Origin of the sequence: Limnohabitans sp. (genome assembly GCF_031539175.1) — a bacterium.
GTDB lineage: Bacteria > Pseudomonadota > Gammaproteobacteria > Burkholderiales > Burkholderiaceae_C > Limnohabitans.
Genome location: NZ_JAVKLQ010000018.1, coordinates 105179 through 127205 on the forward strand (window position 1 = coordinate 105179; position 22027 = coordinate 127205).

19 protein-coding genes, 1 other RNA gene and 1 pseudogene are annotated in these 22027 nt (G+C 57.0%); 3 read left to right on the forward strand and 18 right to left on the reverse strand.

Features of this window, described 5'->3' with window-relative positions:
- Positions 1-3 precede the first annotated feature (3 nt).
- From mraY to dapF, 13 genes are all read right to left on the reverse strand, one after another.
- The gene (mraY, locus tag RMS95_RS03490; protein WP_310643631.1) at positions 4-1182 is read right to left on the reverse strand and encodes a phospho-N-acetylmuramoyl-pentapeptide-transferase; all 1179 of its coding nucleotides are present in this window, start codon (positions 1180-1182) and stop codon (positions 4-6) included.
- Complete coding sequence (gene murF, locus RMS95_RS03495; protein WP_310643633.1) at positions 1173-2597, reverse strand: UDP-N-acetylmuramoyl-tripeptide--D-alanyl-D-alanine ligase; 1425 nt, start codon at positions 2595-2597, stop codon at positions 1173-1175. The genes mraY and murF overlap by 10 nt, the downstream gene beginning before the upstream one ends.
- On the reverse strand, positions 2590-4107 hold the full coding sequence (locus RMS95_RS03500; RefSeq protein ID WP_310643635.1) for a UDP-N-acetylmuramoyl-L-alanyl-D-glutamate--2,6-diaminopimelate ligase: 1518 nt from the start codon (positions 4105-4107) through the stop codon (positions 2590-2592). Before RMS95_RS03500 ends, murF begins: the two co-directional genes overlap by 8 nt.
- Complete coding sequence (locus RMS95_RS03505) at positions 4107-5849, reverse strand: penicillin-binding protein 2 (RefSeq protein WP_310643636.1); 1743 nt, start codon at positions 5847-5849, stop codon at positions 4107-4109. Before RMS95_RS03505 ends, RMS95_RS03500 begins: the two co-directional genes overlap by 1 nt.
- The gene (gene ftsL / locus RMS95_RS03510; RefSeq protein WP_104799931.1) at positions 5846-6139 is read right to left on the reverse strand and encodes a cell division protein FtsL; all 294 of its coding nucleotides are present in this window, start codon (positions 6137-6139) and stop codon (positions 5846-5848) included. Before ftsL ends, RMS95_RS03505 begins: the two co-directional genes overlap by 4 nt.
- The gene (rsmH, locus tag RMS95_RS03515) at positions 6136-7065 is read right to left on the reverse strand and encodes a 16S rRNA (cytosine(1402)-N(4))-methyltransferase RsmH (protein WP_310643637.1); all 930 of its coding nucleotides are present in this window, start codon (positions 7063-7065) and stop codon (positions 6136-6138) included. The genes ftsL and rsmH overlap by 4 nt, the downstream gene beginning before the upstream one ends.
- A 9-nt stretch (positions 7066-7074) precedes the next feature.
- Positions 7075-7503, reverse strand: a complete 429-nt coding sequence (gene mraZ, locus RMS95_RS03520; RefSeq protein WP_104799933.1) for a division/cell wall cluster transcriptional repressor MraZ — start codon at positions 7501-7503, stop codon at positions 7075-7077.
- Between the two features lie 311 nt (positions 7504-7814).
- A complete protein-coding gene (dksA, locus tag RMS95_RS15805; protein ID WP_405023355.1) occupies positions 7815-8666 on the reverse strand; it encodes an RNA polymerase-binding protein DksA in 852 nt (283 codons plus the stop codon).
- A gap of 654 nt (positions 8667-9320) precedes the next feature.
- Positions 9321-10424: a GTP-binding protein gene (locus RMS95_RS03530; RefSeq protein WP_310643644.1), complete on the reverse strand. Its 1104-nt coding sequence runs from the start codon at positions 10422-10424 to the stop codon at positions 9321-9323.
- Between the two features lie 18 nt (positions 10425-10442).
- Positions 10443-11675 (reverse strand): class I SAM-dependent methyltransferase, encoded by a 1233-nt coding sequence (locus RMS95_RS03535; RefSeq protein ID WP_310643646.1) that lies wholly within the window; start codon positions 11673-11675, stop codon positions 10443-10445.
- A 14-nt stretch (positions 11676-11689) separates the two neighbouring features.
- A complete protein-coding gene (locus RMS95_RS03540) occupies positions 11690-12616 on the reverse strand; it encodes a tyrosine recombinase XerC (protein WP_310643648.1) in 927 nt (308 codons plus the stop codon).
- Between the two features lie 8 nt (positions 12617-12624).
- Positions 12625-13329 carry a DUF484 family protein gene (locus RMS95_RS03545; protein ID WP_310643650.1) on the reverse strand — a complete coding sequence of 235 codons (705 nt, stop codon included), beginning with the start codon at positions 13327-13329 and terminating at the stop codon, positions 12625-12627.
- Entirely contained in the window at positions 13326-14213 is an 888-nt protein-coding gene (gene dapF, locus RMS95_RS03550; RefSeq protein ID WP_310643652.1) for a diaminopimelate epimerase, read from the reverse strand. The genes RMS95_RS03545 and dapF overlap by 4 nt, the downstream gene beginning before the upstream one ends.
- A 103-nt stretch (positions 14214-14316) precedes the next feature.
- Between dapF and RMS95_RS03555 the strand changes: the two genes are divergently transcribed.
- Positions 14317-14874, forward strand: a complete 558-nt coding sequence (locus RMS95_RS03555) for a carboxymuconolactone decarboxylase family protein (RefSeq protein ID WP_310643654.1) — start codon at positions 14317-14319, stop codon at positions 14872-14874.
- A gap of 27 nt (positions 14875-14901) precedes the next feature.
- Here the strand turns inward: RMS95_RS03555 and RMS95_RS03560 are convergent, their stop codons facing one another.
- Positions 14902-15882, reverse strand: a complete 981-nt coding sequence (locus RMS95_RS03560; RefSeq protein WP_310643655.1) for a tripartite tricarboxylate transporter substrate binding protein — start codon at positions 15880-15882, stop codon at positions 14902-14904.
- Between the two features lie 114 nt (positions 15883-15996).
- Between RMS95_RS03560 and RMS95_RS03565 the strand changes: the two genes are divergently transcribed.
- Positions 15997-17661, forward strand: a complete 1665-nt coding sequence (locus tag RMS95_RS03565; protein WP_310643657.1) for an MBL fold metallo-hydrolase — start codon at positions 15997-15999, stop codon at positions 17659-17661.
- Here RMS95_RS03565 and RMS95_RS03570 read toward each other — a convergent pair.
- Together RMS95_RS03570 and RMS95_RS03575 are read right to left on the reverse strand one after the other, a co-directional pair.
- Complete coding sequence (locus RMS95_RS03570) at positions 17653-18387, reverse strand: fused MFS/spermidine synthase (protein WP_310643658.1); 735 nt, start codon at positions 18385-18387, stop codon at positions 17653-17655. The genes RMS95_RS03565 and RMS95_RS03570 overlap by 9 nt on opposite strands.
- On the reverse strand, positions 18384-19823 hold the full coding sequence (locus tag RMS95_RS03575) for a PLP-dependent aminotransferase family protein (RefSeq protein ID WP_310643660.1): 1440 nt from the start codon (positions 19821-19823) through the stop codon (positions 18384-18386). Before RMS95_RS03575 ends, RMS95_RS03570 begins: the two co-directional genes overlap by 4 nt.
- A gap of 177 nt (positions 19824-20000) precedes the next feature.
- On the opposite strand from RMS95_RS03575, the pseudogene RMS95_RS15810 reads away from it, so the two are divergent.
- Positions 20001-20159, forward strand: a pseudogene (locus RMS95_RS15810) (DUF2917 domain-containing protein); the annotation flags it as partial.
- Positions 20160-20227: 68 nt separating this feature from the next.
- Here the strand turns inward: RMS95_RS15810 and rnpB are convergent.
- Both rnpB and RMS95_RS03585 read right to left on the reverse strand, forming a co-directional pair.
- An RNA gene (rnpB, locus tag RMS95_RS03580) (RNase P RNA component class A) lies at positions 20228-20578 on the reverse strand.
- 16 nt (positions 20579-20594) lie between these two features.
- Entirely contained in the window at positions 20595-21890 is a 1296-nt protein-coding gene (locus RMS95_RS03585; protein WP_310643662.1) for a phage integrase SAM-like domain-containing protein, read from the reverse strand.
- Positions 21891-22027 lie beyond the last annotated feature (137 nt).

Consider the following 22027-nt stretch of genomic DNA (forward strand, 5'->3'; position numbering starts at 1 on the left):
GTCTTATCTCAGCTTCAAGGTCGACAAACCCACCAAGCACAGCAGCATGGTGATGATCCAAAAACGCACGGTGACTTGGGTTTCTTTCCAGCCACTTTTCTCGAAGTGGTGGTGCAAAGGTGCCATTTTCAAAATGCGGCGGCCTTCACCAAATTTCTTCTTGGTGTATTTGAAGTACGTGACTTGCACCATGACCGACAGGGCTTCGACCACAAAGATGCCGCCCATGATGGCCAGCACAATTTCTTGACGCACGATCACTGCCACCGTGCCCAAGGCACCACCGAGCGCCAATGCACCCACATCACCCATGAAGACTTGTGCGGGATGGGTGTTGAACCACAAAAAGGCCAAGCCGGCACCGGCCATCGCCGCGCAAAACACCATCAACTCGCCAGAGCCAGGAATGTAGGGGAACAGCAAATATTTGGAGTAGACCGAGCTGCCCGTGACGTAGGCAAACACGCCCAAAGCTGACCCAACCATCACCACGGGCATGATGGCCAAGCCATCCAAACCATCGGTCAAGTTGACGGCATTGCTAGAACCCACGATGACCAAGTAGGTCATGATGACAAAACCAAACACGCCCAACGGGTAGCTGACTTCTTTGATGAAGGGCAAGAGCAAGCCTGCTTTAGGCGGCAAGTTCACATCAAAACCCGACTTCACCCACGAGTAGAACAACTCCAACACGCGCAAGTTGCTGCTCTCGGAGATGCTGAACACCAGATACAAGGCCGCGAGCAAACCAATGGCCGATTGCCACAGGTACTTTTCACGCGAGGGCATGCCCTCTGGGTCTTTGTTGACCACTTTGCGCCAATCATCCGCCCAACCGACGGCGCCAAAGCCGAATGTGACGATCATCACGATCCACACAAAACGGTTGGACAAATCAGCCCACAACAAGGTGGACACCGCGATGCCAATCAAAATCAACACCCCACCCATGGTCGGGGTACCGCTCTTGGCCAAATGCGTTTGCATGGCGTATTCGCGGATCGGCTGGCCGATCTTCAGTGCCGCCAAACGACGGATCACGGCGGGACCGGCCATCAATCCAATCAACAGCGCCGTCAACGCGGCCATCACCGCACGGAAAGTGAGGTATTGGAAAACGCGGAAATACCCGAAATCGGGCGACAGAGTTTGCAGCCATTGGGCCAACATCAGCAGCATGGCGTGTGTTCCTTTTTGGGGTCTTGTGCAGCAGTGATGGCATCCACCACCCGCTCCATCTTCATGAATCGTGAACCTTTGACCAACACGCTGCCCACGCGAGGCAACAACATCAGCACCTTGGCATTGATGCTGTCGATGTCGGCAAAGTGTTGGGCGCGTGGGCCACACGCTTGTGCGCTGTGCGCGGCCAAGTCGCCCAAGCACAGGACGTGCTCGATGCCGCTATGTAAGGCATGCACGCCGACTTCTTGGTGAAACTCGGGACCTTGATCGCCCACTTCGCCCATGTCGCCCAACACCAACAGACGGGGTTGTGGCAACTCGGCCAACACGTCAATCGCAGCGCGGACCGAGTCTGGGTTGGCGTTGTAGGTGTCGTCGACCACGGTGATGGCATGGCCTTGGCATTGAATATCAAACGCACGCGAACGGCCTTTGACGGGTTCGAAGCGGGTCAAACCTTCCGCCACTTTGGCCAGCGGGACACCCGCAGCCAAAGCACAGGCTGCCGCCGCCAAGGCATTGCCCACGTTGTGACGACCGGCAATACGAAGTTGAATAGCCAACTCGCCAACAGGCGTCTGGGCGCGAACCATCCAATGGTCTTGGTGCCAGTCAGCTTGCAACAACTGGACCTCAGCCGGTGCCTCACCTGCTGCCAGCACTTGGTTTGAAAAGCGCAGGCAACGGCGCTCAGCCGCCAAGGTTTGCCACAAGTCGGAGTACGTGTCGTTGGCAGGAAAAACCGCCACACCATCTGCAGACAAGGCTTTGAGCACTTCACCGTTTTCTTGGGCCACCGCCTCGACCGTGGCCATGAACTCTTGGTGCTCGCGTTGGGCGTTGTTCACCAATGCCACCGTGGCTTGAGTCATCGCGGCTAAGCCAGCGATTTCCCCGGGGTGGTTCATACCCAACTCCACCACCGCAAGGCGGTGATGGGCGCGCAAACGCAGCAAGGTTTGGGGCACGCCAATGTCGTTGTTCAAGTTGCCCTGTGTGGCCAACGCGGCGTCACCCACGTCAGCACGCAAGATGCTGGCGATCATTTGGGTGACGGTGGTTTTGCCATTGCTGCCTGTCACAGCAATCACGGGCAAAGCAAACTGAGCGCGCCAGCCTGCCGCCAACTGCCCCAAGGCCACACGCGTATCGGGCACTTCAATGCCCCCCAGCTGGGCCGCCGCTAAACCGTGGTGCGCCAGCGCAGCACTGGCGCCTTGGGCTGCGGCATCGGCCAAGAAATCGTTGGCATCAAAGCGTTCGCCTTTGAGGGCCACGAACAAATCGCCATGCTGCAAAGTACGGGTGTCGGTGTGCACGCGATGGACCACGTGCTGCGCATCACCCACCAACTGGGCGCCGGTCAGCCAAGCTTGAATCTGCTGCAAACGGAGGTTCATGTCAGACATGGACACTCCTTTGCGCCAAAGCGGCTTGGGCATGGGCCACATCGCTGAACGGGTATTTGACGCCCATCACTTCTTGGTAATCTTCATGGCCTTTGCCTGCAATCAACACCACGTCTTGAGGCTTGGCGCTGGCCACAGCCTGTGCAATGGCTTGGGCACGGTCAACGATGACGGTGGCGCGTTCAGCGTGCTGCAAACCGATCAACATGCTGTTCAAAATCGTTTGTGGGTTTTCGCTGCGCGGGTTATCGCTGGTCAGCACCACATGCTGCGCGAATTGCTCAGCGGCAGCCGCCATGGAAGGACGTTTGGCCGCATCGCGGTCGCCACCGCAACCCAACACACAGGTGACTTCGCCACCACGCGATTGCGCCAGTGGCAACAAGGCGTTGACGGCTTGTGCCACAGCGTCTGGGGTATGGGCGTAATCAACAATCACCAAGGGCGCGCCGTCAGCCGTTAAGGCTTGCATACGGCCTGGCACGGCGGGCAAATCGGCGCATGCCCGAACGGCATCGGCCAAACTGTGGCCCATGGCCCGCAAGCAAGCCAACACACCGAGCACGTTGCTGATGTTGTAGAGCCCGACCAAGCGGGTGTCGAGGTGGAGCGAGTAAGCCCCCTCCACCACATCAAAACTCAGCCCCAAGTGTCCGTGTGTGATATTGCAGGCGTGCACATGTTGTGCGGGTGACGCAGACAGACGCTGAGCGATGGACGCATCACACGACACCGTCCACACGCTGTGTTGGCCAGCAGTTTTCAGTTGCGCAGCCAAGATCGCGCCTTGAGCGTCGTCTACATTGACGACGGCCGCTTGCAAACCTGCCCAATTAAACAACGCAGATTTGGCCTGCCAGTAACTGGCCATGTCACCGTGGTAGTCCAAATGGTCTTGGGTGAAATTGGTGAACATGGCGACGCGCACTTGGGTGCCGTCTAAACGGTACTCGACCAGACCGATGGACGAGGCTTCAATGGCGCAGGCATCCACGCCGGCCGTCACCATGTCGCGCAAGCGGGCTTGCAGCAACACGGGATCGGGCGTGGTCATGCCGGTGTATTCGAGGGCATGCACTTCACCCACACCCAAGGTGCCCACCATGGCACAACGCTGCCCCACTTGGCTCAAGGCATGCGCCAGCCACCACGCAGTGGAGGTTTTGCCATTGGTGCCTGTAATAGCCACCACGTCGAGCGCTTGGCTGGGCTGCTCGTAATAAGCCGCCGCAATGGGGCCACTGGCCGCCTTCAAACCGTCGTAGGCCGCAATCGCGTTGTCAGCCGATGTGGGCCAATCAAACTGATCGGCGCCTTGGTACTCGACCAAACACGCACTTGCGCCTTGCTGCAAAGCTTGGGCCACATAGGCACGGCCATCGGTCACACCGCCGGGCCAAGCCACAAAACCATCACCCGATTGCACACGGCGGCTGTCGGTATGCAACACACCGCGCACGCGCGCATGCAACCATTGCGCGGCTTCTTGATGGGTGTGAAGTCGCTTCATCAGAAGGACTCCTTTTCCACTTGCGTGAACACTTGAGGCTTGACGGCCATATCTGGCTGCACGCCCATCAAACGCAGCGTTTGCTGCACGGTTTGGCTAAACACAGGTGCGGCCACATCGCCACCAAAATACAAGCCATTGGTCGGCTCATCGACCATCACGGCCACCACGATGCGTGGGTTTTCAATGGGGGCAATGCCCACGAAAAAGCCGCGGTATTTTTTACCCGCGTAACCCTTGCCTTCGACCTTATGAGCGGTACCGGTTTTGCCACCGACGGAGTAGCCCATGGTCTGCGCCTTGACCGCGGTGCCACCTGGACCTGTCACCATGTGCAGCATATTGAGAATGGCTGCGGCGTTTTTGCTCGACAACACGCGCGCACCCGCCGCAGGTTGCTGAATCTTGACCAAGCTGACGGGCAACAACTCGCCATCGTGTGCAAACACGGTGTAAGCCTGCGCGAGTTGAAACAAACTGGCCGACAAACCGTAGCCGTAGCTCATGGTGGCTTGCTCAATCGGACGCCATGTTTTGTAAGCGCGAACCTTGCCAGACACCGCCCCCGGAAATGGCACTTGGGGCTTTTGCCCCAATCCCATTTGCGTGAAGATCTCCCACATGTCGTGGGGCTGCATTTGCATGGCAATCTTGACTGTGCCGACGTTGCTGGATTTTTGAATCACCTCATTCACACTGAGCATGCCATGTGGATGCGAATCGGTGATGGTGGCCGTGCCCATTTGCAAACGGCCCGGTGCAGTTTGGATCATGGTCTCTGGCTTCACAACGCCTTTTTCCAAGGCCAAGCCAATCACCAAGGGCTTCATGGTCGAGCCCGGTTCAAACGTATCTGTCAGTGCGCGGTTGCGCAACTGAGCGCCACTTAAGTTGCCACGCTTACCCGGTGCGTAGCTGGGGTAATTGGTGAGCGCCAAGATCTCGCCGGTTTGCACATCCAAAACGACAACGCTGCCAGCGGCAGCTTTGTTTGCAATCACGGTTTCTTTGATCTTTTCGTACGCAAAGTACTGAACTTTGCTGTCGATGCTGAGCTGCAAATCTCTCCCGTCGACCGGCGGCACCATCTCGCCCACGTCTTCGACCACGCGGCCCAAGCGGTCTTTGATCACACGGCGCGATCCTGCTTTGCCACCTAAATCTTTGTTGAAGGTCAGCTCCACACCTTCTTGACCCAAGTTTTCGACGTTGGTGAAACCCACCACATGGGCCACTGACTCACCCTCGGGATAAATGCGCTTGTACTCTTTACGCAGGTAAACGCCCTTGATGTTCAGCGCTTCAATTTCTTTGGCCACGGACTCGTCGACTTGACGCTTGATCCAAACAAAAATTTTGTCTTCGTCTTTGAGCTTTTTATCCAGCTCGGCAGAACTCATGTCCAAGAGCTTCGCCAAAGACTTGAGCTTGACCGGATCGCGCTCAATGTCTTCGGGGTTGGCCCAGATACTGGGCACCGGCACGCTAGAAGCCAAGATGTGCCCGTTGCGGTCCAAAATGCGACCGCGATTGGCGGGTAACTCCAAATTGCGCACAAAGCGAACGGTGCCTTGGCGCTTGAAAAATGCATTGTCAATGACCTGCACATAGGCCGCACGCGCCACCAAACCCAAGAAGCCCAACGCAATACACGCCACGATGAATTGGCTACGCCAAATGGGCGTCTTGCTAGCCAGCAAGGGGCTAGAGCTGTATTGAACGCTGCGACTGCTCTTGATCATGGCTTCACCTGAGCGGAGGCAGCGCTGCTGGGCAAGGCCGCGTATTGCGTGATGGCGGGTGTGATCGTGCGCATGCGCAATTGCTCACGCGCGAGCTTTTCAACGCGCAGCGGCGTCGCTTGTGCGCGACGCTCCACATCCAAGCGGTCGTTCTCAATTTCCAAACGACGGGCTTCGCTGGTGGCACGGTCAATCTCGGTGGTCAGCGAGCGCGACTCATACTGCGTGCGCACCAAATAAAAAGCACTGGCCATGACGGCCAAAAACAACACCAAGCTCACGCGGCTCATGACTGAGCCTCCGGCTCGCCGCCCAAACGCTCGGCCACGCGCATGATGGCACTGCCCGAACGTGGGTTGCCTTTGAGCTCTTCAGCACTGGGCTTGATGCGGTCCACCGGCTTGAACGCCATCACCTTGGGCACTGCAAACGGGGCACGACGGTCGTACACCTCTTTCGAATGCTTCACGATGAATTGCTTGACGATGCGGTCTTCCAACGAATGAAAACTGATGACGGCCAAACGCCCCTTGGGACGCAAGACCTTCAAGGCACCTTCTAGCGCTTGTTGCAACTCCTCAAGCTCGGCATTGATGAAAATCCGAAGAGCCTGAAATGTGCGCGTTGCAGGGTTCTTACCCGACTCGCGGGTTTTGACCGTGTCAGCCACGAGTTGGGCCAATTCAGAGGTGCTTGTAGGCAAGCGCCCTTCTTGTCGGCGAGCATCAATCGCCTTTGCAATCTGTAAAGCAAACCGTTCTTCGCCATATTCACGTATCACCTCCGCAATGTGTTGGAGCTCTGCCTCAGCCAGCCACTCAGCCACGCTTTGGCCACGCGTGGTGTCCATGCGCATGTCCAAAGGACCTTCAAATCGAAATGAGAAACCGCGCGCGGGGTTGTCAATTTGGGGTGAGCTCACCCCCAAATCCATCAAAATACCGTCCACGCTACCCGCCGGCAACTCCCCCAAATCGGTGAAGCCTTGATGGCGAATTGAAAAACGTGGGTCTTGAATTTGGGCCGCAGCCGCAATCGCGTCAGGGTCTTTGTCAAACGCAATCAATCGCCCCTTGGGCGACAACTTCGACAAAATCAGGCGAGAGTGCCCACCACGACCAAAAGTCGCGTCTACGTAGGTTCCGTCCGGCTGAATGTCGAGCGCATCGACCGCTTCGTGCAGTAGGACGGTGGTGTGCTGCCAGGGCTGTTCCACCGTTATCCTTTAAAAAGAGAAGTCCTTGAACACATCAGGCATCTCCCCCTGCATGGCTTGGGCTTCTTGCGCCTCGTAGGTCGCCTTGTCCCAAAGTTCAAAGTGATTGCCCATTCCCAGCAACATGGTGTCTTTGCTGATACCTGCTGCGGTGCGCAACTCTGGGGAGATCAACACGCGACCGGTGCCGTCCATGTCTGCATCCATGGCGTTACCCAAAAAAATACGCTTCCACCATTGAGCGCTCATGGGCAGCTCGGCAATGCGCTCGCGGAATTTCTCCCACTCAGGGCGGGGAAAAACCATCAAACAGCCGTGAGGATGGCGTGTGATCGTGAGTTGCCCAGCCGCAGTTGCGCTCAAGACGTCGCGATGCCGCGTTGGCACCGACAGACGACCTTTGGCGTCAAGACTCAGCGATGAAGCACCCTGAAACACGAAAGCGACCTTTTTCCTTGGCTACACACATAACGCTTTTAAGCAGCAAATGCCAAAACGCACTTTTCACCACTTATTTGCACTTATTTGCACTGTAGCAGGAAAATTCGATAAGACCAGCAGTATTTGGATTTTTTTCAATGAAATCAAGGACTTACGACGATTTTAAGATTTACCTACGAACCTAAAAAACTATATAAATGAAGCACTTAGAAAGGTCTGTAAAAGTGGCTTATCAAGACCTCAGAGGTGCAAAAAAAAAGCAGGCCAACGGGCCTGCTGATCAAAAAATCATTAAAACTGATAAATCCTCAATCCCCAAACATCCGTTGTTTGATCTCGCGGCGCTCTTGCGCTTCCAAAGACAAGGTCGCCGTGGGACGTGCCAACAAACGACCAACGCCAATGGCTTCGCCTGTTTCGTCACAGTAGCCGTAGTCGCCGCTGTCAATGCGGTGGATCGATTGCTCGATTTTCTTCAACAATTTGCGTTCGCGATCGCGTGTGCGCAACTCTAAAGCGTGCTCTTCTTCGATGGTCGCGCGGTCAGCTGGATCAGGCACCACCACGGTGTCTTCGCGCAAATGCTCGGTGGTCTCGCTGGCGTTGCTCAACACTTCATTTTTGAGGGTGACCAGCTTGAGTCGGAAAAACGCCATTTGCGTGTCATTCATGTACTCGCTGTCTGGCATGGCAATGATTTCAGCATCTGTGAGCTGTTCAGCCGTTTTGGTTTTCCAGTTGTTGGCGAGTTTGGCGTCTTTGGTAGGTATCACAGGAACAATAGTTGGGGCAAAAGGAGCCGAGATCGGCATGAAGCTAGATTTGGCGGCGTTCGACGCCACCACTTGAGCTGGCGGGGGAGGAACCAGAGCCGCCATCTTGGCCGCTCTGGAGTTTTTCTTGTGCACCACGGGGGTGTAACCAGGGATGATGGGCACCACATGCACGATGGGTGCCGCAACAGCCTTGGCTTTGACTTTAGGTTCTTTGGCGGGTTTAGGCGCCTTGGCTACTTTAGGTGGTTTGACTGGTTTCTCTGGCTTGGCGACGACGGCTTTGGGCGCCGCTGATTTCTCAGCCTTCGCAGCCTTGACGGGCGCCGCTTTCGCTGCCGGTTTTTTCTCGAGCGCTGGTTTAGCCGCCTTCGCTGTTGCTTTCACCGCAGGTGCCTTCTCCGCTTTTTTAGCGACCGGCTTGACAGCTGATTTCAAGGGGGCTTTGGCAGGTGTTTTGACAACCGGTTTAGCCGCGGCCTTGGTTGCCACTTTCGCAGCAGGTTTAGCCACCACCTTGGCAGACACTTTAGGTGCAGCTTTAGCCGAAGTTTTTGCAGCCGGCTTAGCGACCGCTTTAGCCACAGGCTTGGCGGCCACTTTCTTCGCCACAGGCGTTGCTTTAGCCGCCACTTTCTTTGCCACCGGTTTAGCAGCCGCTTTGACAGGCGCTGCCTTTTTGACTACTGCTGTGGGTTTTGCGGCCGTTTTGGTGGATTTGGCTGTTTGAGCAGCTTTCACCACTTTCGCAGGCGCGGGCTTTGCGACAGGTTTTTTCACTACTTTTTTCGCAACCGCTTTGGGCGATGCACCGGTTTTAACTGCTTTTTTAGCAATTTCAGGCTTCTTAGAAGCGGATTTTCGGGCTTTAGCGTTCACAGAGGGTCTCCTCGCAGGCCTTTACCGCACGGGTGTGTGCGAGGGTTGGAACCCTGTGACGCGTCCAAAAAGGCGGTCGCGTCACAGCTTGGGTCTGGCGCGCGGGATTGTAGCCACAAACTCATACCCCATTTTTCAAGACTTTGAGCGTTGATTCATTTATCAAACTAAAGACTGCTCTAAGCCTTGCACCAAGATATCTTTCGGTAAGTCAATGCCGATGAACACCATTTTGCTGAGGCGCTCTTCGCCTTCGGCCCACTCAGGTCCCAAATCGCTGCCCATCAACTGGTGCACGCCTTGGAAAATCACCTTGCGCTCCGTGCCCTTCATATTGAGCACGCCTTTGTAGCGCAGCATCTTGGGGCCGTAGATGTTGACGATGGCGCCCAAGAAATCTTCCAACTTGGCGGGGTCGAATTGGCGCTTGGACTTGAAAACGAAGCTTTTGACGTCGTCGTCATGGTGATGGTGGTGGCCGGGACCATGGTCATGATCGTGCGCGTGTGAGGGATGGTCGCAGTGCTCACCATGTTCGTGGTCATGGTGGGCGTGGTCATGCTTGTGCGAGGGGTGATCGCAATGCTCGCCGTCATGGTGGTGATGGTCGTCGTCCGACAAGAAGTCGGGATCGATGTCGAGCTTGGCGTTCAAGTTGAAACCCCGCAAGTCAAACACCTCGGCCAAGGACACCTCGCCAAAATGCACCACTTTTTGGGGAGCGCGCGGGTTCATGTGCTTCAGACGGTGCTGCAAAGCATCCAACTCTGTAGGCGACACCAGATCAGCCTTGCTGATGAAGATTTGATCGGCAAAGCCCACTTGGCGACGCGCCTCTTGGCGGTCGTTGAGTTGCTGAGCCGCATGCTTGGCGTCGACCAAGGTCAAGATGGAGTCCAGCAAAAAGCTTTCGGCAATCTCGTCGTCCATGAAAAAGGTCTGCGCCACAGGGCCTGGGTCGGCCAAACCGGTGGTCTCGATGACCACGCGGTCAAAGTTGAGCAAGCCTTTGCGCTTTTTAGCCGCCAGCAATTGCAAGGTGGTGCGCAAGTCTTCGCGAATGGTGCAGCACACGCAGCCGTTGTTCATCTGAATGATTTGCTCGTTGGTGTCCGACACCAAGATCTCGTTGTCGATGTTTTCTTCGCCAAACTCGTTTTCAATGACGGCAATCTTTTGGCCGTGGGCCTCGGTCAGCACACGCTTGAGCAAGGTGGTTTTGCCCGAGCCCAAAAAGCCGGTCAGGATGGTGGCGGGGATCAACATAAAAGAACCTTCTAAAAATCAGACTGAATCGTTGGATATGGGGGCAGCAGCAGCTTTTTCAACCAACTCCGCCGCCTTGACGACCACCAAACCCTTCAGGTATTCACCCTCGGGAAAAGTCAAGGTCATCGGATGGTCGGGGGCGCCTTGCATGCGCTCGCTGATGTAGCCATCGCAAGGCGCATCTATGCCCGCCGAGGCCACGATTTTGTGGAACAAATCAGCACTGATGCCGCCTGAGCAGCTGTAGGTGAACAGCACGCCACCCGGCGCCAGAATCTTGAACGCCAAGCGGTTGATGTCTTTGTAAGCCCGTGCGGCACGGTCGGCATGCGCGGCTGAGGGGGCAAACTTTGGCGGATCCAGCACGATGGCATCAAACATTTGGCCTTGCTTGTAAAACTCGCGCAACGACGCATTCACATCGGCATCCATCATGGTGGTACGTGCGGCGTCAAAACCGTTCAACGCGACGTTGGCTTTGGCCAGCTCAATCGCCGGTCCCGACGAGTCGATGGAGGTCACATGTGCCGCACCGCCGGCCAACGCCGCCACGGTGAAGCCACCGGTGTAACAGTAGCAATTGAGCACGCGCTGAAACTGCAAGCGCTTGGCGTAGTCGGCAAACTTCTTGCGGCTGTCGCGTTGGTCCAAGTAAAACCCAGTTTTATGGCCTTCCGCCACATCCAGCGACAACTGCCAATCGTGTTCACGCAGCACCACCGCTGTGGCGCCCTCGCCCCGCAGCCAGCCTGTCACTTCGGGCAAGCCTTCGAGTTTGCGCACGTTCGAGTCGGAGCGCTCGTACAGTTGGGTCAAGCCCGTTTGCGCCAGCAGTTCGTCGGCAATCACCGCCTTCCAACGCTCGGTGCCGCACGACAGAAACGAAGCCACCAAGATGTCGTCGTAACGATCGACGATCAGGCCCGGCAAGCCATCGGACTCGCCATGAATCAGTCGTACGCCATTGCTTTGAATGTCAAAACGGCTGCGCGCCGCGATGGCGCGGGCGATGGAGGCTTTGAAGAACGAGGCGTCGATACGCTGGCTTTCGTCAAAACTCCAAATGCGCGCGCGGATTTTGGAGGCGGGGCTAAAAGACGCCCAGCCTAAGAATTTGCCGTCATGCGCCTCAACGCGAACGGTCTCGCCCGCATCGCCGCTGCCTTTGGCAATGGCGCTGTCAAAAATCCACGGGTGGCGGCGCAGCGCGGAGCGCTCCTTGCCTTCTCTGAGTTTGATCGATTTCATTGCGCGTATTGTCGTTACTTCTTGCGCGCCCGAGGATGCGCCGCGTCATACGCTTGCGCCAGATGCTGAAAGTCCAGCCGCGTGTACACCTGCGTGGTGGTGATGTTCGCGTGGCCCAACAACTCTTGCACGGCCCGCAAATCGCTGCTGGACTGCAACACATGGCTCGCAAACGAGTGCCGCAGCATGTGCGGATGCACGGGTGTCGACAAACCCGCTTGCAAGCTACGCTGACGCAAGCGCTGCCAAATCGCCTGAGCCGTCAAGCGTGTGCCGCGCTGACCAATGAACAAGGCCCTTTGATCGGACGCAACAGGCGTCACGCCCTGCCCACGCATGGCGATCCACGTCTGCAAAGCCGCTAACGCCTTGCTGCCCACAGGCACGCTGCGTCGTTTGCTGCCTTTGCCCAACACATGGGCATCGCCGCTTTCTAAGTCAATCCACCCTTTCGCCGTGGCGCTGGCCTGCACATCCAAGCCCACCAATTCGCCAACACGCAAGCCGCAGCCGTAGAGCAACTCCACCATCGCCGCATCGCGGCCGTTGAGCCACGGGTCGCTCTCCTCGGTGGAGGGGGTGAATTCGGCCAATTGCACCGCGTCATCCACGCTCAAAGCTTTGGGCAAGGGTTTGGGCGATTTGGGGGCGCGAATGTCTTGCACGGGGTTGGCGCTGATCAAGCCTTCGCGGCCCATCCACACGTAAAAACCACGCCAGCCCGACAAAATCAAAGCAATGCCGCGCCCGCTGCGCCCCCCAGCATGCATCTGCGACACCCAGCGGCGGATGTGCGTGCTCTGCACCACATCGAGCGCCACACCCGATTGCTCGGCATAGCTGCTGAGTTTTTGCAAATCGAGGGTATACAGCGCCAGCGTGCGCTCAGCCAGTCGCTTTTCAAAGCGCACATGGTCGAGGTAGCGGGCCACCCAATCCATCACAGGGCTTAGCGCAGCGAGGTCAAAGCCGCGCTGGCCAAGTCGCCCAAACGCTCGATGAAATCGGTACCCATGCCCGCAAAGTAGCGCTCGGGGTCGGGCGCAGCCAACACCAACAAGCCCACCACGGGTTGCTCAACAGCGGTGCGCGGGGTGTCTTGTTCGCGCGTCGCACGCAGTGCAATCAACGCCACCGATTGGGCGGCACTGGGCTCGACCAGCCAAGTCACGGCTTCAAAGGCTTGGTTGGGGCCGACATAAGGCGTGATCAACGCGGCCGCAAACGCTTTGGCGCTGTCGGTCACGCCAGCGGCAAAGGCCTCCATTTGAAATGGCTCGGCCACGTCCCACAACTTGATGGCCACTTGTGGGACAGCAAATTCGTTTTGAATGCCCTCGGCCACGGCGCGCGGCAGGTCGCCGGCATGGGGGTTCATCAACAGCGATTTGATCCAACGCTGCAGATGCGCCATCAGCACCTCGTTTTCGGTGCCGTGACGCATCATGTCCATCATGCGCATCTCAAGCCCTTTGATTTTTTCGCGCAGCATTTCGGCTTGGCGCTCTTGCAAGCTCACCGCGCGTTGGCCATGGGGGCTGGTCAGTTTGACGGTGGCCAACAACTCGGCATGGCGGTCAAAGAAATCAGGCGTGTTCACCAAGAAATTGGCGATGTCGTCTTCGGTGATGGGGTTCATGGAGGCGTGGGTCATAAGGTGTCTGGAAGGGTAATTTCGCCGCGAAAAACGGTGGTGGCTGGGCCTGTCATGCGCACCGAAGTGTCGCCACCCAGCCATTCGATGGTGAGCTGACCGCCGTGGGTCTGCACCGTGACGCGCGGGTCCAACAAGCCCCAGCGAATGCCTGTGACAACCGCTGCGCAAGCGCCCGTGCCACAGGCCAAGGTTTCGCCTGCGCCGCGCTCAAACACGCGCAAGCGCACCGCGCCACGGTGGAGCACTTGCATAAAGCCTGCATTCACGCGCTTGGGGAAAGCGGCATGGTGCTCGATCAACGGCCCTTGCGTCAGCACGGGTGCAGTGTCCACATCGGCCACCACTTGCACGGCATGGGGGTTGCCCATCGAGACCACGCCCACGCGAGGGCTGTCGCCGTTGCTAAGCGGCAATTGCCACGCCAACACGTCGTCAGATGGCGCGGCAGTGGCCGGTGCGTCCACGGCTTGGGCGTACTCAGGGGCAAAGGGCACTTGGGGCAAGTCAAACACAGGGGCGCCCATGTCGACGGTCACTTGGCCGTCTGACATTTCTTGCAGCGTGATCACGCCGCCGTGCACTTTGACGCGCACTGTGGTTTTGTCGGTCAAGCCTTGTTCGCGCACAAAGCGCACAAAGCAGCGCGAGCCATTGCCGCACTGCTCGACTTCGCCGCCATCGGCGTTGTGAATCACGTATTCAAAGTCCACATCGGGCTGCGGCGCGGGACGCACGGTCAAAATTTGGTCGGCACCGATGCCAAAGTGGCGGTCGGCCAAAAAACGGTAATGGGCAGGGGTGAGGTTCAGGCGCTCGCGGGTCTCGTCTAAGACCACAAAATCGTTGCCTGCGCCCTGCATTTTGGTGAAGCTAATTCGCATCCGTCGATTATCGGACACCGCGTGTCACGCAATGGTCAAGATTTACACGTTTGTGCGTCTATGCTCGCGGCCATCTTTCAACCTCACCACACAAGGCCAACTCATGCGCATTCCCGCTTGGACCCCCGAACAAAAACCACAACCCCAAGACTTGACCGACGCCATTTTGGCGCGACGCGGCGGCGAATTCATCAACCTCGACCGCGCCTTGCTGTGGAGCGAGCCCGTGGCACGCGGTTGGAATGTGTATTTGAAAAACGTGCGCACCGGCCTACCCACCAGCCGCAAGCGGTGTGAACTCGGCATTTGCACGGTGGCCTTGTTGACCGGTGCTGAGTATGAATACCACCACCACGCGCCCGATTTTTTAACCGCAGGCGGCACCCAAGCCGAACTCGACGCGCTGAACCGTGCGGTGAAAGGCGACGCACGCCAGCCCAACACCGACGCCGCTTTGGGTGAGGTGGAGCGCTTGGTGGTGCAATACGCCGCGCAAATGACCCGCGACGTGACCGTGCAAGACGCCGTGTTTGACGCGTTGAAGGCCCGTTTCAGCACCACCGAGCTGGTGGAGTTGACCACCGCCATCGCCACCTACAACATGGTGGCGCGCTTGTTGGTGGCCTTGCAAATCACCCCTGAGGGTGAGCCGCACCGTTGATGCGACACAGTGCGGGTGAAAGCCCGCTCAGTCGACTTTGATGTTGTTGTCTTTCACCACTTTGGCCCAAACGTCCATTTGCTTCTCAATAAATGCACTGGCTTGGGTCGAGCTGCCGCCCGTCACGTCAATGCCTTGAGCGTCCAGCTTCTTGGCAACTTCTGGATTTTTCAGCACTTTGTTGAGCTCTTCGTTCATGCGCTTGACGATCTCTGGTGGCACTTTGGACGAGGCCAACACCGCCCACCAAGCAGGCGCTTCAAAACCGGGGTAGCCGTTTTCAGCCACCGTGGGCACATTGGGCAGGTCAGGTGAACGCTTGCTGGACGTCACGGCCAACGGACGCATGCGACCGCTGTCGATGTGCGGCTTGGTCACAAACACAGAACCGATAGAAAGCGGCACGTGGCCGGCCACCGCGTCGCTCATCAAGGGGCCACCGCCTTTGTAGGGCACATGCGTCCATTCAGCGCCAGAGTTTCTGCCCAACAGCGCCATGGCCAAGTGGCCCAAGCTGCCGTTGCCAATCGTGCCAAAACTCACGTTCTTCTTGGCCTTCGCCGCAGCCATCACGTCGGCAAATGTTTTGTATTCTGAGTTCACGTTGGTGGCCAGCACCATGGGTGAGGTGCCGACCAGCACCAGTGGCACCAAGTCTTTCTTGCTGTCAAAAGGCATGCTGGGGTTGAGGCTGGGGTTCACACCGTGCGTGTCAAACACCACCGCAAAGGTGTAACCGTCCGCTGGGGCTTGCACCACCGCCGCCGTGCCAATGACGCCTGACGCGCCGCCACGGTTTTCCACAATCACGCTCTGCCCCAATGCCAACGACAGTGGCTGCGCGATGATGCGCGCCACTTGGTCCACCGAACCGCCTGGCGGGAACACGGCCACCAACTTGATCGGTTGCTTGGTTGGCCACGCCTGCGCCGCCGCCCACTGGGGGGCGCACAACGCAGCCAAGGTGAGGGCACAGCCCAAAGCAGTTTTAAAAGTACGTCGTTGCATGCTCAATTCCTGAGAGTTTTGTCTTAGGCAGAATTGTTCGTGAACGCAGCCCTCCAAACTTTGCGGCTTATACGCAAGGGTAAACACTAAGTTGAAGCCTCCCCATAATTGAGCATGGCCCGTTCTACCCAACTGTTACACCCCGCCCGCACCGCTGCTGCCGTGCGCCCTGCTGCCACCGTGTTGCTGCTGCGCGATGGCCCCAACGGCGTCGAGGTGTTAATGACACGTCGCTCCGCCACGGCCAGCTTTGCCCCCGGCGCCTACGTGTTTCCGGGCGGCGGCATTGATGCCGCAGACCAAGCAGCCCACCCACACGCCCGACGCCGCGCGACACAAAGCGACTTGCATTTGACGCAGGCCATCGCCGCCATTCGCGAAAGTTTTGAAGAGTTGGGCATCTTGTTGGCCCGCCACGCCAACGGCCAAATGGCCAACACGGCAGACATCGCGGCACTGGACCGCCAAGCCCCCGGCGAAAACTTCGCGGCCCAATGCGTGGCGCGCGGCCTGACCTTGGCCGCCGACGAGGTGTTTGTCTTGGCGCACTGGATCACCGACCGTGACCTGCCCCGTCGCTTTGACGTGCCGTTTTTGGTCGCCCGCATGCCTGACGCGCAAACGCCCGTGGCCGACGAGCAAGAACAGTTCGAGCCCGTGTGGGTGCGCCCTGCCGATGCGCTGAGCCGTCATGCCGCGGGCGACTTTTTCATCATCTTCCCCACCATCCGCACGCTGGAGCGCCTGCAGCATTACGCCTCGGTCGACAGCGTGCTGGCGGCCTGCGCCAGCGAGCAGCCTTGGTTCACCAGTTGCCCACGCGCTGGCTGGCTGGCTGGCCAAGAGGTGCGCTACATGGAGCATGAGTCGCCTTTTGGCGAACTCGCCCTCACCTGCCCCGATGGCCAAATCGCCCACCACCTCGACTGGCAAAGCGACCAACCGGTGCTGCTGTTGAAGAACGTGCAACGCCTCACCGCCCCCAACCCTGGCGTGATGACCGGCCCCGGCACCAACAGTTATTTGGTGGGGGACCCCGACACAGGCTACGCCGCCATCGACCCCGGCCCCGCCGACCCTGAGCACTTGGACCGTTTGTGGCGCGCAGCAGGTGGCCACATTCGCTACATCGTCTGCACCCATTCGCACCCCGACCACTCCCCTGGCGCTGCGCCACTGCAAGCCTTGTGCGCGCAACACGGCCACACGCCGCCCGTGTTGGGCCTGTCGTCGCAGCCCACGGCCCGGGCGCACAGCAACTTCACGCCCGACCGCGAATTGGCCAATGGTGAGTTGTTGGTCTTGCAAGGCCACGGCACCACCCACACCCTGCGTGTGGTGCACACGCCGGGCCATGCGGCCAATCATTTGTGTTTGGTGCTTGAAGAAGATGGGCTATTGTTCAGCGGTGACCACGTGCTCAACGGCAGCACCACGGTCATCGATCCGCCGGACGGCAACATGGCCGATTACTTGAGCTCACTCGACCAACTGCTCGCCGCCTGCGCGCAAAACCGCATCGAATTCATCCTGCCTGCGCACGGCTATGTGCTGGGCAATCTGTGGGACGAAGCACACGATGCACGGGCTTGCATCACCCACCTGAAAAACCACCGATTGAAACGTGAAGCCAAAATTTTGGGCGTGATGCAAAAGCACCCAAACGGCAGCATGGACGATTGGGTACAACAGGCTTATGACGACGTGCCACCACGGTTGTGGCCTGTGGCCATGCGCTCGTTGTTGGCGCATGTCGAGCGTATTCGCGGCTTAGGCTGACGACTTCGTCGCCAAAAACACCCGCGCCACGCTGGGCAGCACCTCATCCCACATGGCTTGACTCATGTGAGTTGGTTTGTTTCTGCTGAACGTGAGGGGCCTGTCTTTCGCAGCCTCACGCACGGCAAACACGATGCAATTGGTCGTGCCCGGCGCATCGATGGCCCAAATATCACCCTCAAATACGGACGAGATGCGGTCCACGTACACATCGAGGTATTTGCCAAACCGATGCAAATTGGCCACGGCCACGCCACCTGATGTCAACACGCGGTGGCAATCTGAATAAAAGGGGGTGGAGCCCAGTTGCTCAGGCATACCGCGAGGATCGAACCCGTCAATAAACACCACGTCAAAGGTCTGCTCGGTCTGCGCCATGAAGTCGGCGGCATCCATCTGCACCACTTGAAAGCGCGCATCGTCATCGGGAATGCAAAAGCTTTGGCGCAGCGCAATGACGTGCGGGTTGATCTCCACCACCGTGATGTGCGCGTCGGGCAAATGTTTGTAACAAAATTTGGCAAGTGAGCCACCGCCCAAGCCCACCATCAAAATGCGTTTGGGCTGAGGTTGGAAGAGAAGCACGCCCATCATCAGGCGCGTGTATTCAAACTGCAGCTCGTCGGGCCGCGCCACGCTCATGCGGCTCTGGATGTCGATGTCTGAAAACACCATCGACTTGCTGAGTGCCGTTTCGTGCACCACAGGGATTTCATATGAACTCACACGACTCCCTTAGAAATTTCGCCAATTTTGCGCAAGGCTTGGCGCTCCACATCAGTCCATGTGCCGGCGAAGCTTAACCGCAAGCAATGGTCAAACCGGTCTGTAGCTGTGAACAATGCGCCGGGCCCAAAGCTGATACCTTGAGCCATGCACTGCTTAAACAGCGTCATGGTGTTGAAGGTTTCTGGCAACTCCACCCACAGGGTATAGCCCGATGCGGGGCGGCTCACGCGTGTGCCTCTGGGGAAACACTCACTGATGATGCTGCGCGCTTCTTTTAGCCGTTCACGCAAAAAACCACTCAGCCTGCGCATGCGAGCCTCGTAGTTGCTTTGGGTCAGCAACTCGGCCAAAGCGTGCTCCAGCACATCGGTGGTTTGAATGCCGTGCACGCTTTTCAAACGCATCACACTGTCTTTCCAACGCCCCGCTTCGCACCACCCCATGCGCACACCGGGCGTGAGCGTTTTGGAAAACGAGCCACACACCATCACCCAGCCATCCACGTCATAGGCTTTGGCTGCTTTGCGTCGTTCGTCTGAAGCCAACAAGTCGTTGAACACCACATCTTCAATCAACGGCACTTGGTGCTTGGTGATCATCTGCACCAAGGCTTTTTTGTCCGCATTTTTCATCACCGCACCCAGCGGGTTTGACAGCGTGGGCACACTCAGCACAGCCTTCACGGGCTGGGTGTCTAGCGCCAGCTGCAAGGCTGACAACGACATGCCATCTTTGGGGTGTGTGGGTATTTCAAGCGCCCGCAAATTCAGCGACTCAATCAAATCGAGAAAACCAAAATGCGTGGGCGATTCCAACGCCACCACATCACCGGGCTTAGTCACCGCACGCAAACACATGCTGACGGCGTTGATGCAACTAGCGGTAATCACCAAGTTTTCTGGCTGTAGCCTGCACCCCAAGTGCAAGGCTCTGCGCGACACCGCTTCTTTCAAAGCAGGCGTGCCCGATGAGTCGGTGTAAGCCACCAAGCTAAAGCGATGTTCGCGTGTGGCCCGATTGACCGCTGCACGCACACGCGCTTCGTCAAAAAAGTCAGGGTCTTTCGGGCACGTGCCGCCAAAGCTCACGATGGGGCCGGGGAAGTTTTCTAAGCCAATTTGCTCCGAACGGTTTTGGCTGTCCACCTGCAAGCTGTACTTAGGCGGACGACTGGTAGCAGGCAAGGCCGGCCCTTTGCTGCGCGAGGCTACGTAGTAGCCAGACTTGGGCCTAGCGGTGATCAGGTTGCGCTCTTCAAGCCAACGGTAGGCCTGCACGGCAGTCGACACAGACACCGTGTTTTGCGCGGCCACCTCGCGCACCGAGGGCAAACGCTTGCCCGACTTGAACACTTGCCCGTCAATCAGCTGCGCAATGCCCTGCGCAATTTGCGCGTACAGCGGCTGAGAGGGGTCATTGAAAGTGCTTGGCATGTCAAAAAATTGTGCCGTACAGATTTAGGCCCAAGTTGATTTCAACCAGTACAGATTGCACCCTTTTGATGACGAACAGTTGGGCTATACCACGAGTTGCCATGGTACGAATCGCGCCACTGTGTGGATGGGCAAGTCACATGAAAACGCAGACAGTTGTTGCACCAAGGAGCGTTTATGTCGTCACTGCTGCACTACCTATCGCAAGGCCAATGTCAAACCTGGCAAGCCCAAGCCCACATGCAACTGCATGTGATCAGCGGTCGTTTGTGGGTGACGATGGCCCATGATGAAACCGACTACTTTGTGGCATCAGGTCAATCGTTGAGTTTGAAAGCTGGCCAAGTCACGCTGCAAGCCGATTCGCCTCAAGCGACCACCTTTGCGGTGGAGGCCCATGAAAAGTGTGAAGCTCGCCGATACGCCGGATTCTGTGCACCGTGGTTGCCCACGGCGTGACCGTCATTAATCTGGGCCGAGGGTTGCCCACTCGGCTCGGTGCTACCTACCCGCCAACAACCTGCGAACCGCAAGTTGGAAAAGACGCGGCGAACCGCGCCGCTCCGCGTTGGCCTACTTGGTATTGCTGCGCGTAGAGATTGCCCGTTTCACCCGAACTAAATCGGCTCGTCTCTGTTGCTCTAATCCTCACCTCACGGTGGAGAGGTGTTACCTCTTACGCTGTCCTACGCAGTCCGGACGTTCCTCCAGTGCCTGGTTTCCCAGATTGCACCAGCGACGGCCTAGCGAGCTTCACGGCTTGATTATCGACTACTGCCGCTTGCCATGAAGTAGCGCTATGTTCATTTCAGCAGACAAAGTGCTTGCATAAAACTTTTCAATCATTTCGACAGATGTTCGTGCGTTACGAGCCAAGGTGAGCAAATCAATATTGCCACCGTAAATGAGACGAAACGTGATGGCCGTGTGACGCAGGCTGTACAACGAACGATCAACCCCATGCGGCCCTGCCTTTAATCCAAGATCCTTCAAAATCCAGTTCAAACACCAGCCTGCAATGTCAATCACCATGCGACGGTTTTGAAGCTCTGGAAAAAATACATAGTCATCAGGATGACCGTAACCTTGAGATTTTTGGTGCTTGAGCAGCGTGGCATAAATTTGAACTGCCGCGGGCAAACTCACCGTCGCAGCTTTGTGACGTTTGACTTCTGGCAAGTTCAATCGCAAATACGAATAGCCGTTACGAACAACTTCTATGTGCTTATTCTTGATTTGACGTATGTCACCCGGACGTACAAAGGTGTAGACCATAAATCGGATCAACCAATTCATCTCTGTTGGCATTTGGTGATAAGCCGATCGGATCCAAGGCGTCTGTCCATTGCGCCAATCGACATAGGTATGGTCTCTCAATTTTTTTGACCTGCGCAAGATGGCACTGTACTCAGTCAGTGTGAATGCGCCTCTGGGGTTAGGCTGCGATTTAAGCGCAGGAAATGATGGCACCGCCGGAAGAATTTTCTTGCGGCTCAACAAACGCAACACTTTCCTTGTTTGTGCGATGTAGCCTTGAATCGTCGACGTGGTTAGGTTTTTACGAGTCAAAAATTCTATGAAATCCTCCAAAACGCGCTCGTCAATTTCATGCAGTGTTTGCCTGCTGAAAAATTCAAAAATCAAACCTTCCAGTCTGATTTGAGTCATCACATACGTGCCATGCTTGATTTGATCGCGCTGTACTTTTTGCAGTTCTGTATGCAAAACCTCTTGCATTAAATCGTGCAATAGCTGCTGATTTTGGAAAGCCGTTGTTGCGGATGAAACTTCGACTTTTCCTATACGTAAGCCAGCCGCTTTTAACTTTTCGAAAAACAAATGCGCAAAAGCTTTAGCTTCATCAGGGCACGTGGTTTTCAGGCTTTGCGTGATGTATCGACCTTGGTTGTAAAACCGGACCTGCCAATACTTGCTACCTGCAATTCGATAAATTTTTAATGATTTAGGAAGTCCATCAAGGCAGGTCATGCTCGACTTGATGGGTGCGCTACGAACGCGAGATTGGTGAAAAAAACCTTCATTCGCAGCGATTTCAGTGCTGGGCATCCATGCGTTCATTTGTGTCCACAGTTCATAAGTTGATTGACTTATGAATTTTGAAACGCAATCGCCAGCGAACCTTTATTTACGGAGGTCCGCCATGCGGGCTTAATAAAAAGGGCAACAACCCTCGTTGCTATCGC

Coding starts and splice junctions, on each gene's coding strand:
- mraY (WP_310643631.1), bottom strand. CDS start 1,182: ATGCTGCTGATGTTGGCCCAATGGCTGCAAACTCTGTCGCCCGATTTC.
- murF (WP_310643633.1), bottom strand. CDS start 2,597: ATGTCTGACATGAACCTCCGTTTGCAGCAGATTCAAGCTTGGCTGACC.
- RMS95_RS03500 (WP_310643635.1), bottom strand. CDS start 4,107: ATGAAGCGACTTCACACCCATCAAGAAGCCGCGCAATGGTTGCATGCG.
- RMS95_RS03505 (WP_310643636.1), bottom strand. CDS start 5,849: ATGATCAAGAGCAGTCGCAGCGTTCAATACAGCTCTAGCCCCTTGCTG.
- ftsL (WP_104799931.1), bottom strand. CDS start 6,139: ATGAGCCGCGTGAGCTTGGTGTTGTTTTTGGCCGTCATGGCCAGTGCT.
- RMS95_RS03530 (WP_310643644.1), bottom strand. CDS start 10,424: ATGTTGATCCCCGCCACCATCCTGACCGGCTTTTTGGGCTCGGGCAAA.
- RMS95_RS03535 (WP_310643646.1), bottom strand. CDS start 11,675: ATGAAATCGATCAAACTCAGAGAAGGCAAGGAGCGCTCCGCGCTGCGC.
- RMS95_RS03540 (WP_310643648.1), bottom strand. CDS start 12,616: ATGGATTGGGTGGCCCGCTACCTCGACCATGTGCGCTTTGAAAAGCGA.
- RMS95_RS03545 (WP_310643650.1), bottom strand. CDS start 13,329: ATGACCCACGCCTCCATGAACCCCATCACCGAAGACGACATCGCCAAT.
- dapF (WP_310643652.1), bottom strand. CDS start 14,213: ATGCGAATTAGCTTCACCAAAATGCAGGGCGCAGGCAACGATTTTGTG.
- RMS95_RS03555 (WP_310643654.1), top strand. CDS start 14,317: ATGCGCATTCCCGCTTGGACCCCCGAACAAAAACCACAACCCCAAGAC.
- RMS95_RS03560 (WP_310643655.1), bottom strand. CDS start 15,882: ATGCAACGACGTACTTTTAAAACTGCTTTGGGCTGTGCCCTCACCTTG.
- RMS95_RS03565 (WP_310643657.1), top strand. CDS start 15,997: ATGGCCCGTTCTACCCAACTGTTACACCCCGCCCGCACCGCTGCTGCC.
- RMS95_RS03575 (WP_310643660.1), bottom strand. CDS start 19,823: ATGCCAAGCACTTTCAATGACCCCTCTCAGCCGCTGTACGCGCAAATT.
- RMS95_RS03585 (WP_310643662.1), bottom strand. CDS start 21,890: ATGCCCAGCACTGAAATCGCTGCGAATGAAGGTTTTTTTCACCAATCT.